This window comes from Stenotrophomonas sp. STEN013 (genome assembly GCF_056760355.1).
This window is the reverse complement of record NZ_JBRREO010000003.1, coordinates 62,005-74,708: the sequence shown is the minus strand read 5'-3', so window position 1 is coordinate 74,708 and position 12,704 is coordinate 62,005. Positions and strand designations below refer to the sequence as shown.

At 68.0% G+C, this 12,704-nt stretch carries 10 protein-coding genes; all 10 read left to right on the top strand.

Annotated elements, in window-relative coordinates; translation table 11 throughout:
* The first annotated feature begins 3 nt into the window (after positions 1 to 3).
* The 10 genes from fliR (at position 4) to ACVOMH_RS08110 (ending at position 12,671) form a co-directional block, all read left to right on the top strand.
* Positions 4 to 795 carry a flagellar biosynthetic protein FliR gene (gene fliR, locus ACVOMH_RS08155; protein WP_057506492.1) on the top strand — a complete coding sequence of 264 codons (792 nt, stop codon included), beginning with the start codon at positions 4 to 6 and terminating at the stop codon, positions 793 to 795.
* Between the two features lie 165 nt (positions 796 to 960).
* Complete coding sequence (locus ACVOMH_RS08150) at positions 961 to 3,069, top strand: putative bifunctional diguanylate cyclase/phosphodiesterase (RefSeq protein WP_481551618.1); 2,109 nt, start codon at positions 961 to 963, stop codon at positions 3,067 to 3,069.
* Positions 3,070 to 3,131: 62 nt separating this feature from the next.
* Positions 3,132 to 4,262, top strand: a complete 1,131-nt coding sequence (gene flhB, locus ACVOMH_RS08145) for a flagellar biosynthesis protein FlhB (RefSeq protein ID WP_481551617.1) — start codon at positions 3,132 to 3,134, stop codon at positions 4,260 to 4,262.
* On the top strand, positions 4,259 to 6,361 hold the full coding sequence (gene flhA / locus ACVOMH_RS08140) for a flagellar biosynthesis protein FlhA (RefSeq protein ID WP_481523803.1): 2,103 nt from the start codon (positions 4,259 to 4,261) through the stop codon (positions 6,359 to 6,361). The genes flhB and flhA overlap by 4 nt, the downstream gene beginning before the upstream one ends.
* Before the next feature lie 150 nt (positions 6,362 to 6,511).
* Positions 6,512 to 8,182, top strand: coding sequence for a flagellar biosynthesis GTPase FlhF (gene flhF / locus ACVOMH_RS08135; RefSeq protein ID WP_481551616.1), 1,671 nt, complete (start codon positions 6,512 to 6,514; stop codon positions 8,180 to 8,182).
* The gene (locus tag ACVOMH_RS08130; RefSeq protein WP_054660045.1) at positions 8,169 to 9,053 is read left to right on the top strand and encodes a MinD/ParA family ATP-binding protein; all 885 of its coding nucleotides are present in this window, start codon (positions 8,169 to 8,171) and stop codon (positions 9,051 to 9,053) included. Before flhF ends, ACVOMH_RS08130 begins: the two co-directional genes overlap by 14 nt.
* Complete coding sequence (locus tag ACVOMH_RS08125; RefSeq protein WP_054660043.1) at positions 9,050 to 9,796, top strand: RNA polymerase sigma factor FliA; 747 nt, start codon at positions 9,050 to 9,052, stop codon at positions 9,794 to 9,796. Before ACVOMH_RS08130 ends, ACVOMH_RS08125 begins: the two co-directional genes overlap by 4 nt.
* A 13-nt stretch (positions 9,797 to 9,809) precedes the next feature.
* Positions 9,810 to 10,202: a chemotaxis response regulator CheY gene (gene cheY / locus ACVOMH_RS08120; protein WP_054660041.1), complete on the top strand. Its 393-nt coding sequence runs from the start codon at positions 9,810 to 9,812 to the stop codon at positions 10,200 to 10,202.
* Positions 10,202 to 10,822, top strand: a complete 621-nt coding sequence (locus ACVOMH_RS08115) for a protein phosphatase CheZ (protein ID WP_481551615.1) — start codon at positions 10,202 to 10,204, stop codon at positions 10,820 to 10,822. The genes cheY and ACVOMH_RS08115 overlap by 1 nt, the downstream gene beginning before the upstream one ends.
* A gap of 4 nt (positions 10,823 to 10,826) precedes the next feature.
* Positions 10,827 to 12,671, top strand: coding sequence for a chemotaxis protein CheA (locus tag ACVOMH_RS08110; RefSeq protein WP_057506488.1), 1,845 nt, complete (start codon positions 10,827 to 10,829; stop codon positions 12,669 to 12,671).
* Positions 12,672 to 12,704: the final 33 nt, after the last annotated feature.

The window sequence follows — 12,704 nt, the reverse complement described above, 5'->3', positions numbered from 1 at the left end:
CACGTGGACAGCGCAACCCAGATGGCCATCGACGGGCAGCAGGCATTCGCCCTGATCGGCAACGTGCTGTGGATGATGCTGCGCGTCGGCGCCATGCTGATGGCGATGCCGATGGTCGGCACCCGCGCGGTGCCGGCACGGGTACGGGCGATGCTGGCGGTCGCCTTGTCGGTGGCGCTGGCCCCGATCCTGCCGCCGGTACCGGTGTGGAACGGCTTCGACGCCGCCACCGTGCTGACCATCGCCCGCGAGCTGGCGGTCGGGGTGTCGATCGGCTTCCTGCTGCGGCTGATCTTCGAAGCCGGCGCGATGGCCGGCGAAATGGTCGCGCAGGGCACCGGGCTGGCGTTTGCGCAGATGAACGATCCGATGCGCGGCGGCAGCTCCGGCGTGATCGGGCAATGGTTCTACCTGCTGTTCGGCCTGTTGTTCTTCACCGCCAACGGCCACCTGGCGCTGATTTCCCTGTTGATGGACAGCTACAAGGCCCTGCCCATCGGCACCGCCCTGCCCGATCCGCACGCCATGGCGGCGCTGGCGCCCACCCTCGCATTGCAGATCTTCCGCGGCGCACTGACGCTGGCGTTGCCGCTGACCGTGGCCATGCTGGCGGTCAATCTGGCCTTCGGCGTGCTGGCCCGCGCGGCCCCGGCGTTGAACCCGATCCAGTTGGGCCTGCCGGTATCCCTGCTGCTGGGCATGCTGCTGCTGGCGCTGCTGGCCGGTGAAATGGGACCGCCGGTGCAACGCCTGCTCGACACCGCCTTCGATACCGCCCGCCAGGTCACCGGCTGATCCGGACCGGCCGAGGCCCTTTTTGCCGCGCCGATACGCCCGCCTCTTGCTTCCCCCCCCCATGGTGTAGGTAGTCTGGGAGCTGCGCGGGTACTGCCGTGACAGCGGAGCTGCCTGCCACCTCGCACCGGGACGGTGCGGTGCGCCATCTCCGGAGGGGTCCTGATGCTCGTCGGCAGCTATAACCCGTTGTTCGTCGTGCTTTCAGTTCTGGTCGCCATTCTGGCGTCATACACGGCGCTGGACATGGCCGCCCGCGTGTCCGTCGCCGATTCACGCCGCAGCGCCGCGCTGTGGCTGCTGGCCGGCAGCGGCGCGATGGGTGCGGGTATCTGGTCGATGCACTTCATCGGCATGCTCGCCTTCCGGCTGCCGATCCCGGTGGGCTATGACCTGTGGCTGACGCTGCAATCGCTGCTGGTGGCCATCGCCAGCGCGCTGTTCGCGCTGTGGCTGGTCTCGCGCCCGACCCTGCCGCATCTGCGGCTGGCGTTGGGGGCGCTGCTGATGGGAATCGGCATCGCCTGCATGCATTACCTCGGCATGACCGCCCTGCGCATGCATCCGCAGATCGAGTACGACCGTTTCTGGTTCGCGCTGTCCATCGTGATCGCCGTTGCCGCCTCCTGGAGCGCGTTGTTCATCGCCTTCCGCCTGCGCGCCAGCGATCACCCGCTGCCGGCGCGTCTGGCCGCCGCTGTCGTGCTGGGGCTGGCGATCGTCGGCATGCACTACACCGGGATGGCCGCGGCGCATTTCGCCGAGGGCAGTGTCTGCGCCGTCGCCGGCACCGGCGGGCTGCCCACCGAATGGCTGGCCGCCTTCGTGGTGGTGGTGTCGGTCGCGGTGATCGGCGTGACGCTGCTGGTCTCGCTGCTGGAACAACGTACCCGGAGCCGGCTGCTGCACCTGCGCAACTCGATGCTGGCCGCCTCGCTGGACGACGCGCGCAAGGAGCTGTTCCACGCCAACCTGCACGACCCGCTGACCGGCCTGCCCAACCGCCAGCGGGCGCTTGAACGGATCGACCAGCAGATCGCCAGCGCCCGCGACGCCGGCCACAGCCTGGCCGTGCTCTCGCTGGATCTGGACGAGTTGCGCCAGATCAACGGCGCCTTCGGCCATCATGTCGGAGACACCGTCCTGGTCGGCGTGTCCGAACGCCTCAGGCAGCTGATGTGCGCCGGGGATCTGGTCGCCCGGCTCGGGGGCGACCAGTTCGTGATCGCCACGCCGATCGAGGACGAGCCGGCGGCCAGACGACTGGCCGAGCGCGTCATCACCGCGATCAACACCCTGCGCGTGGGCGGCCGCGACATGCGCGTGACCTGCAGTATCGGCGTGGCCCTGCTCAGCGCCGACACCGAGGCCGGCCAGTCGCTGGTATCGCTGTCGGAGATCGCGATGCGGCACGCGCAGCAGGCCGGGCGCAACATCCACGCGGTCTATGCCGAGTGGATGAAGGGCAGCGTCGAGCAGGATATCCGCCTGCTCGCGGACCTGCGCTCGGCCATCGGCACGCCGCAACTGCTGCTGCATTACCAGCCTCGCATCCATGCCAACAGCGGCCGTGTCGGCGGGGCCGAAGCGCTGCTGCGCTGGCGCCATCCCGAACATGGCCTGATCCCGTGCGAACGGGTGATCCGGCTGGCCGAACAGCACGACCTGATGGAGCCGCTGGGCCAGTGGGTGTTGAACGAGGCCTGCCGGCAGATGCGCAGCTGGCAGGATGCCGGTCACCAGGACTGGCGGATATCGGTCAACCTGTCCAGCCGCCAGCTCGGTTCGGGCCAGCTGCTGGGCCAGGTCCGCCAGATCCTGGAGCACAACGGACTGCACCCCTCGCGCCTGATCCTTGAAATCAGCGAAAGCGTGGTGATGCACGATGCCGACACCACCTCCACCTCGTTGCGCGCGCTGGCGGCACTGGGCATCGGCATTTCCATCGACGACTTCGGCACCGGCTACTCCAGCCTGCTGCAGCTCAAGCGCCTGCCCGCCACCGAGTTGAAGATCGACCGGGCCTTCATCCTGGCGGTGGAGGAGAGCGACGAGGATGTGGTGATCATCTCGGCCATCATCGCGCTGGGCCATGCGCTGAACATGGACGTCGTCGCCGAGGGCATAGAAACGCAGGGCCAGCGTACCTATATCGAGCGTCTGGGCTGCGACTACCTGCAAGGCAACCAGCTCGGCCAGCCGGTCAGTGCCGAAAGCTTCATGCGGCTGCATGGCGGCGTGGCGCTTCCGGCGGTGGACCACAGCGAACCCTGAGCGCCGCGGCCAGCGGAACGCTTCTTGCACGGAGACAGTGAGCTCCCCTTCCGTGCCGCGTGATGTCCGAGAACGACCAGTCCGGCGAAAAGACCGAACTTCCCACCGAAAAACGCCTGCGCGACGCCCGCGAACAGGGCAATATCCCGCGTTCGCGCGAGCTGGCCACCGCCGCGGTGTTCAGCGCGGGCGTGCTGGCCATCTACGCGATGGCCGGCACCATCGGCAGTGGCACCCGCAGCTGGTTGCGTGGTGCCCTGACCCCGGAGGCGGCGCTGCTCCGCAACCCTGACGCGCTGTTCGGGCACGCCGGCTGGCTGCTGTTGAAGTTGATGGTGGCCATTTCACCGCTGATCTTGGTGTGCGTGCTGGCCAGCTTTGTGGCCCCGGTGGTGATGGGTGGCCTGCGCTTCTCGCAGAAGGCGCTGATGCCGGATTTCAGCCGGCTCAATCCGATGAGCGGGCTCAAGCGGCAGTACGGCCCGGAAGCCCTGGCCGAACTGGCCAAATCCCTGTTGCGGATCGTATTCGTCGGCACCGCCGCCGGGCTGTGCATGTGGCATGGCATGGACCGCTTGCGCGGGCTGCTGCGCATGCCGCTGGAGAGCGCGGCCAGCAGCGGGTTCGGCTTCACCTTGCAGCTGCTGCTGGCCACCGCCGGGGCGATGTGCCTGCTGGCGGCCATCGACGCGCCGTACCAGAAGTGGAACTGGCTGCGGAAGCTGAAGATGACGCGCGAGGAGCTCAAGCGCGAGCTCAAGGAAAGCGAAGGCAGCCCCGAGATCAAGGGCCGCATCCGCCAGATGCAGATGCAGCTGTCGCAGCGGCGGATGATGGAAGCGGTGCCCGGCGCCGACGTCGTCGTGGTCAACCCGACCCATTACGCGGTGGCGCTGAAGTACGAAGGCGGCCGCATGAACGCGCCGACGGTGGTGGCCCGCGGCGTCGATGAGCTGGCCCTGCGCATCCGCCAGGTGGCCGACGGCAACAAGGTCGCCATCGTCTCCGCTCCGCCTTTGGCACGCGCCTTGTATAGGGAAGGGCAACTCGGCAAGGAAATTCCCGTGAGACTGTATTCGGCTGTTGCCCAGGTCCTGTCCTACGTCTACCAGCTGCGCCAGTGGCGCACCGGACCCATGCCCGCGCAACCGCCGTTCGAGGTGGATGAGTTCGGCAAGGCAGGCACGCCATGAGCATGCAATCGATGCCATTTGGCGTGCGCCGGGTGCTGGAGATGATGCGCAACGGGCTGGGAACGCCATTGATCGTGCTGGCACTGCTGGCGATGGTGGTGATGCCACTGGCCGCGCCGGTGCTGGATGCACTGTTCACCTTCAACATCGCCATTTCGCTGATGGTGCTGCTGGCGGTGGTCTATGTGCAGCGGCCGCTGGATTTCACCATCTTCCCGATCGTGCTGCTGATCACCACGATGCTGCGGCTGGCACTGAACGTGGCCTCCACCCGGGTGATCCTGCTCAACGGCCAGAATGGCCACGAGGCGGCCGGCAAGGTGATCGCCTCGTTCGGCGAATTCGTGATCGGCGGCAACTATGCCGTCGGCATCGTGGTGTTCGCGATCCTGACCATCATCAACTTCGTGGTCATCACCAAGGGCGCCGGACGCGTGTCCGAAGTGGCCGCACGCTTCACCCTGGATGCCATGCCCGGCAAGCAGATGGCCATCGATGCCGACCTCAACGCCGGTTTGCTGACGCGCGAGGAAGCCAAGATCCGTCGCGAGGAAGTCCGCGAGGAAGCCGATTTCTACGGTGCGATGGATGGCGCCAACAAGTTCATCCGCGGCGATGCGATCGCCGGCATCCTGATCCTGTTCATCAATCTGCTCGGCGGCCTGGCCGTTGGCGTGCTGCAGCACGGCATGCCGTTCGGCGACGCGGCCGCCACCTACACCCTGCTGTCCATCGGTGACGGCCTGGTCGCGCAGTTGCCGGCGCTGCTGGTGTCCAGCGCGGTCGCACTGCTGGTCACCCGCGCCTCGCGCAAGCAGGACATGAGCCAGGCGATGATGGGCCAGGTGTTCGGCCAGTACCGTGCCCTGGCCATCGCCGCCGGCATCATCGGCCTGGTCGGTCTGGTGCCGGGCATGCCCAACGTCGCCTTCCTGACGCTGGCGGCGATTCTCGGCTTCCTGGCCTGGAAGTTCTGGAAACGTGACGGCGCCGCGGCCGCCAGCGGCGCCGATCCGGCCACCGCGCCCGGTGACATCCCGGGCCTGTCCCCGCCGCAGCCGGCCCCTACCGCCGAGCTGACCTGGGACGAACTGCGCCCGATCGATCCGCTGGGTCTGGAAGTCGGCTACCGGTTGATTCCGCTGGTGGACAAGGCCCAGGGCGGCGAGTTGATGGCGCGCATCAAGGGCGTACGCCGCAAGCTCACCCAGGATGTCGGTTTCCTGATTCCCTCGGTGCATATCCGCGACAACCTGGAGCTGCCGGCGACCGGCTACCGGCTGCTGATCCACGGCGTGCCGGTGGCCAGCGCCGAGATCCATCCCGACCGCGAACTGGCGCTGGATCCGGGCAGCGCACTGGGCCAGCTGGACGGTATTCCCGGCAAGGACCCGGCGTTCGGCCTGGACGCGACCTGGATCCAGCCACACCAGCGCGCCCATGCCGAGTCGATGGGCTACACCGTGGTCGACCCGGCCACCGTGGTCGCCACGCACCTGTCGCACCTGATCCGCGAACACGCGCCCGAGCTGCTCGGCCACGAGGAAGTGCAGCAGCTGCTGGCCACGCTGGCCAAGAGCGCGCCCAAGCTGGTGGAAGATCTCACCCCCAAGGCGCTGCCGATTTCCGTGGTCGCCCGTGTGCTGCAGAACCTGCTCACCGAGCGCATCCCGGTACGGCAGCTGCGCAAGATCGCCGAGGCCCTGGTGGAGAACGCCCCGCAGACCCAGGACCCGGCCATCCTTACCGCCGCCGTGCGCAACGCGCTGGGCCGTTTCATCGTGCAGGAGATCGCCGGAATGTCGGCCGAGCTGCCGGTGTTCACCCTCAACCCGCAATTGGAACGGGTCTTGCAGGAATCCACGCAAGGCAATGGTGCCGCACTGGAACCGGGTCTCGCCGAACGCCTCCATCAGAGTCTTGCCGAATGTGTGGGCAAGCAGGAGGCGCGCAACGAGCCGGCGGTGGTGCTGGTACCAGGCCCGGTCCGCGCCGCACTCGCCCGGATGGTCCGCCACAGCGTGCCCTCGCTGTCGGTGCTGGCCTACAGCGAAGTGCCGGAAGACAAGCGCCTGAAACTGGTCGGCACGATCAGTTGAGGCACTGGAAACCGGCACCCGCGACGGAAAACAGACATCTGAACCCTATCCGCAGCAATGAAGGACGAAGGAGCACCTCCCGCCATGCATGACATTGCCAACGCCCCCTCGCCTTCCTTGCAACCGCACTCCAATTCCCGGTACCACAGCATGAAAATCAAACGTTTCGTCGCCGCCGATATGCGTACGGCCATGAACCTGGTGCGCAAGGAGCACGGCCCGGATGCCGTGATCCTGTCCAACCGGCGGATCGAGGAAGGTGTCGAGATCGTGGCGGCCGCCAGCTACGACGAAGCCGTGGTGCAGCGCGCACTGGAAGCGGCCCGCCCGGCCCCGCCGGCGCCGCCCAAGCCGCGCAGTGCCGCCGAAGCGATCATGGCCGCCGTGACCCGCCGCAAGGCGCCGGAGCCGGAAGCCGTCATTCCCACCACCTCGGCGGTGGCCGCGCTGGCCCGCTCGGCCGTGGGCGCCACCGGCCGCTCCATCGAGAGCAGCACCGACGTGCCCGCCCGCGGCCGTTTCGCCGCGATGCTGCAGCCGCGCCCGGAACCAGCTCCCGCAGCGACATCGCTGCCGCCGCAGACGTTCGCCACGCTGCCGCCGTGTGATGACGAACCGGTGGTGCCGGCCTTCCTCGCGCCGGGCAGCGCCAGGCAGCCGGTTGCCGTTGCCGCCTCGCAGCCGCTGCAGGCCGCGCCGGTGCCCTCGCTCAACCGCGCCAATTTCCTGATCGATCCAACGCTGGAACCCGCGGCGGAGCCCACCTTTGAAGTGGCGCCCGCTGCGGAAGCTGCCAGCACGCCGGCGACCCCGCCACAGCTGCCGGCCTTGCCGGAACCGGCCGCGGCACCTGCCATCTCCACGGCGGCGGCCGCCCCGGCACTGGTCGCCGTGGCCAGCCCGGTCCCGCACGACGATGCGCAGATGCGCGAGTTGCGCCAGGAAGTGGCCGGCATGCGCCAGCTGATCGAGCGCGAGATGAACCGCTTCACCGATGAGCGCCTGCGCGGCAGCGCCGTGCGGGCCAGCGCGCTGGACCTGATGGACGAATACGGCTTCGACGCCGGTCTGGCCCGGGACGTGGTCATGCAGATTCCGCTGGAGACCGATCCGGCCCGCGCCCGTGGCCTGATGCTGGGGCTGGTCTCGAAGAAGCTGCCGATCGCGCCGATCGACCCGATCGAAAGCGGCGGCGTCATCGCCCTGGTCGGCCCCACCGGCGCCGGCAAGACCACCACCATCGCCAAGCTGGCCTCGCGTTTTGCCGAAGCCCACGCCGCCCGCGACGTGGCCCTGGTCACCACCGACACCCAGCGCATCGGCGCCCGCGAGCAGCTCTACGGCTTCGGCCGCCAGCTCGGCGTGGCCGTGCACGAGGCCAACAGCGGCACCAATCTCAACCAGCTGCTGGAGCGCCTGGCCGACTACAAGCTGGTGCTGATCGACACCGCCGGCCTGGGCCAGCGCGACCGCGCCCTGGCCGCCCAGCTGCAGTGGCTGCGCGCCGCCGGCCAGATCCGCACCTTGCTGGTACTGCCTGCCAATACCAGTTTCCAGGACATGGACGAGGTGGTACGCCGCTTCGGCGCCGCCAATCCGCAGGGGCTGGTGCTGACCAAGCTCGATGAGACCGGCCGGTTCGGTTCGGCGCTGTCGGTGGCGGTGGACCACAACCTGCCGATCACCTGGGTGACCGACGGCCAGGACGTGCCGGAGGACCTGCATCGCGCCTCGGCGGCGAATCTTGTACTTCGCCTTGAAGATTTGCGCCGCGCGGCCGATATGCCCTGCAACCTGGAGTCCAACAATGCCGTCGCGTGAGTACGCCCAACTGACCAACACCTTCCCGCTTTCGGCCACGCGTCGCGAGCCGGCCGGTCCGGTACGCACGATTGCGATCACCGGCGGCAAGGGCGGCGTGGGTAAAACCAACGTCTCGGCCAATATGGCCGTCGCCCTGGCCGGCATGGGCAAACGCACCCTGCTGCTGGACGCCGACCTGGGCCTGGCCAACATCGACGTGATCCTGGGCCTGCAGCCCAAGCACACCCTGGCCGACCTGGTCGCCGGGCGCTGCACGCTGGACGAGGTGATCATCGAAGGCCCCAACGGCGTGCTGGTGGTGCCGGCCGCATCCGGTCGCCGGCACATGGCCGAGCTGCAGCCGGCCGAGCATGTCGGTCTGGTCAACGTGTTCTCCGAGCTTGAGCGCGAGCTGGACGTGATGATCATCGACACGGCTGCCGGCATCACCGACAGCGTGCTGACCTTCTGCCAGGCCGCGCAGGACACGGTGGTGGTGGTCTGCGACGAACCGGCCTCGATCACCGACGCCTATGCGCTGATCAAGGTGCTCTCGCGCGAACGCGGTGTGGACCGCATGCAGGTCGTGGCCAACATGGTGCGCGACCCCAACGAAGGCCGCGTGCTGTACGAGAAGCTGGTGCGCGTGTGCGACAAGTTCCTGGCGGATGTATCGCTGAATTACCTGGGCTGCGTGCCGCAGGACGACTGGCTGCGCCTCTCGGTGCAGCGCCAGCAGCCGGTGGTGAAGGCGTATCCGTCTTCGCCGGCCGCGCTGGCCCTCCAGGAAATCGCGCTGCGAACCTCGCGCTGGGAAGCCCCGACCGAAGCCCGCGGCGGCGTCGAGTTCTTCCTGGAACGCATCATCCAGCGCGGGGTGCCTGCATGAATCCCGCCGCCCAGTACCGTGAAGTGCAACGCGCCAGCAGCAATGACTGCATCGCCCAGCACGCGGACCTGGTACGCCGCATCGCCCATCACATGGCCGCGCGCCTGCCGGCCAGCGTGGAGATCGACGATCTGATCCAGGCCGGGATGATGGGTCTGCTGGAAGCATCGCGCAGCTACGATGCCGACCAAGGAGCATCGTTCGAGACCTATGCCTCGATCCGCATCCGCGGCTCGATGATCGACGAGATCCGGCGCGGCGACTGGGTGCCACGCTCGGTGCACCGGCGTGCCCGTGAAGCGGCCGGCACCATCCGCCGGCTGGAGCAGGCCAGCGGCCGTGCCGCCAGCGCCACCGAGGTGGCCGAGGCCATGGACATCCCGCTGCCCGAGTACATGCGGCTGATCGAAGACGCCTCGCGTGGCCAGGTGCTGAGCCTGGAATCGCGGATCGAGGACCAGGGCGAGCTGGACACGCCGGCCAGCGGCGGCCCGACCCCGCAGCAGATGCTCGAACGCAGCCAGTTCGGCGCCGAACTGGGCAAGGCCATCGCCCAATTGCCCGAGCGCGAACAGCTGGTGCTCTCGCTCTACTACGAGCAGGAATTGAACCTGAAGGAAATCGGCGCGGTACTGGGTGTCAGCGAATCGCGTGTCTGCCAGATCCACGGCCAGGCCACGCTGCGCCTGCGCGGCCGATTGAAGATATTCGAGGCGGCAGACGCCGGTCTCGAGGAACCATGAAGAGGAAAGCCCTTTGAACAAGAACATGCGCATCCTGATCGTCGATGACTTCTCGACCATGCGCCGCATCGTCAAGAACCTGCTCGGCGACCTGGGCTTCACCAATACCGCGGAAGCCGAGGACGGGCATGCGGCGCTGTCACTGCTGCAGAGCCAGCCGTTCGATTTCGTTGTCACCGACTGGAACATGCCGGTGATGACCGGCATCGAGCTGCTCAAGGCGATCCGTGCCGACGCCAGGCTCAAGACCCTGCCGGTGCTGATGGTCACCGCCGAGGCCAAGCGCGAACAGATCATCGAAGCGGCCCAGGCCGGCGTGAACGGCTACATCATCAAGCCGTTCACCGCGCAGACCCTGGAAGAAAAGCTCGGCAAGATCTTCGAGCGTCTGGCGGCGAGCGCCTGATGGCCGGTCACAGCGAAACCCTGGGCGACAAGAGCGCCCTGATCCAGCGCCTGCAGGATGCACTGGCCGCACTGGAGAGCGGTGACGAAGCCGGCTGGCGTCGGGAAATCGACGCGCTGGCCGCGCTGCGCACCCAGCCGATGATGGCCGGCCTGGGCCGGCTGGCCCGCGAACTGGGCCAGGCGCTGGGCGAACTGCCCAGCATTTCCACCGATGCCGGCGAGCTGGACGATGCCTGCGCGCGGCTGGACCACGTGGTCGAGATGACCGAAAAAGCGACCCATCGCACGCTGGACCTGGCCGAGGAATGCCGCACGCTGACCGAACAGCTGCGCGCCGAAGGCCTGAATCCCGGCCAGGACGTGATCCTGGACCGCATCCGCCACAACCTCACCGAGGTGGCACTGACCCAGAGCTACCAGGATCTGACCGGGCAGATCATCCGTCGCGTGGTCGGCATCGTCCGCCGCGTACACGAAGGTTTCGGTGCGCTGGGGCTGCCGCCGCCGGAGGAAGACACGCGCAATGCCGGGCTGGCTGGCCCGGCGGTCAGCGGCCTGGACCGCCACGCCGTCTCCCAGCATGACGCTGACGACCTGCTCTCGGATCTGGGGCTGTAAACACATGAGTGCTTTTGCCGACGACATCGCCGCCGACTTCATCCTTGAAGCGCAGGAAATCCTCGATCGCCTCGGCGAGCAACTGGTGGCGCTGGAACAGGCCCCGCAGGATGCCGACCAGCTCAATGTGGTGTTCCGCGGTTTCCACACGCTCAAGGGCGGCGCCGGCTTCCTGTCGATCACGCCGATGGTCGAGCTGTGCCATGCGGCAGAAGAAACCCTGGGCATGGCCCGGTCCGGCAAGGCCCAATTGCTGGCCCATCATTTCGATGCCGCCCAGCAATCGCTGGACTGGCTGCAGTCGATGCTCGATGCGGTCTCCGCCGGCACCGACCCGGCCCACGCCCCGGCCAGCCTGATCGCCCAGTTCGACATCGGCGCGGCGCCCGTCGCTGCGCCGGTGAAGACCGCGCCGGCCGCCGCCGACAGCGACCTGATCAGCGAGGACGAGTTCGAAGCGCTGCTGGACGCCCTGCACGGCCCCACCGCGCCCGGCGCGGCCCCCGCAGCCAAAGCGGGCGATGACCTGATCAGCGAAGATGAGTTTGAAGCGTTGCTCGACCAGCTGCATGGAGGCGCCGCCCCGGGCGCGCAACCTGCTGCCGCTGCGCCGCCAGCGCCCGCCGCAACGGCAACGCCTCCTGCCCCGGCCTCCCGGCCGGCACCGCCGCCCAAAGCCACAGGCAAGGCGACCGAAGCCGAGCAGACGGTACGCGTGGACACCAAGCGGCTGGATGCCATCGTCAACCTGATCGGTGAGCTGGTACTGGCCCGCAACCGTCTCAAGACCCTGCGTACGCGATTGAAGGACGAAGAACTGGATCGGGCCGTGTCCACCCTGGATATCGCCACCGCGCGCCTGCAATCGGCAGTCATGCGCACGCGCATGCAGCCGGTCGGCAAGGTGTTCTCGCGCTTCCCCAAGGTCGCCCGTGACGTGGCCCGCTCGTTGAACAAGGAAGTGGACCTGGAGCTGATCGGCGCCGACACCGAGCTGGACCGCAATCTGGTCGAAGCCTTGGCCGATCCGCTGGTGCACCTGGTGCGCAACGCCATCGACCACGGCGTGGAAGCGCCCGACTTGCGTGAAGCGCAGGGCAAACCGCGCGTGGGCCAGGTCCGCCTGACCGCGCAGCAGGAAGGCGACTACGTCTCCATCGAGATCCAGGATGACGGGGCCGGCATCGATCCCGAGCGCCTGCGCGCCAAGGCCCGCGAGAAGGGCCTGATCGATCCGGAAGCCGCCGCCCGCCTGAGCAGCGAGGAATGCCTGCACCTGGTGTTCCTGCCCGGCTTTTCGACCAAACAGCAGGTCACCGATATCTCCGGCCGCGGCGTGGGCATGGACGTGGTGCAGTCGCGCATCCGCGAACTCAGCGGCCAGATCCAGATCCAGTCCGAACTCGGTCGCGGCAGCCGCTTCCTGATCCGTGTGCCGTTGACCCTGGCAATCCTGCCGACGCTGCTGGTGCAGGCCGGGCAGGATGTCTACGCGCTGCCGCTGGCGCGCGTGATGGAAGTGCTGCACGCCCCGGCCACCGCGCTGGGCTGGTTCGACGGCCGCGCGGTACTGGACCGCAAGTCGCACACGCTAGCGCTGGTGGACCTGCGCCGCTGGCTGGACGTGACCCCGGCGGCCTCGCAGCTGCTGACCATTGTCGTGCTGCAGGTCGGCGAAGCGCGCTTCGGCCTGGTGGTGGATCAGGTGCGTGGCCGCGAAGAAGTGGTGATCAAACCCCTGCCCAAGGCGCTGCGCGGTCTGCCGGGCTACGCCGGCGCGACCCTGATCGGTGATGGCCGCATGGCGCTGATCCTCGACGTCGATGGCCTGCGCAACCCGCAGGACTGACGCTTCCCGTTCAAGTAGCCCCACTCAAGGCCG

Excerpts from the sequence above, each read along its gene's own strand:
- ACVOMH_RS08150 (WP_481551618.1), top strand. The coding sequence starts at position 961 with ATGCTCGTCGGCAGCTATAACCCGTTGTTCGTCGTGCTTTCAGTTCTG.
- flhB (WP_481551617.1), top strand. The coding sequence starts at position 3,132 with ATGTCCGAGAACGACCAGTCCGGCGAAAAGACCGAACTTCCCACCGAA.
- flhA (WP_481523803.1), top strand. The coding sequence starts at position 4,259 with ATGAGCATGCAATCGATGCCATTTGGCGTGCGCCGGGTGCTGGAGATG.
- flhF (WP_481551616.1), top strand. The coding sequence starts at position 6,512 with ATGAAAATCAAACGTTTCGTCGCCGCCGATATGCGTACGGCCATGAAC.
- ACVOMH_RS08130 (WP_054660045.1), top strand. The coding sequence starts at position 8,169 with ATGCCGTCGCGTGAGTACGCCCAACTGACCAACACCTTCCCGCTTTCG.
- ACVOMH_RS08125 (WP_054660043.1), top strand. The coding sequence starts at position 9,050 with ATGAATCCCGCCGCCCAGTACCGTGAAGTGCAACGCGCCAGCAGCAAT.
- ACVOMH_RS08115 (WP_481551615.1), top strand. The coding sequence starts at position 10,202 with ATGGCCGGTCACAGCGAAACCCTGGGCGACAAGAGCGCCCTGATCCAG.
- ACVOMH_RS08110 (WP_057506488.1), top strand. The coding sequence starts at position 10,827 with ATGAGTGCTTTTGCCGACGACATCGCCGCCGACTTCATCCTTGAAGCG.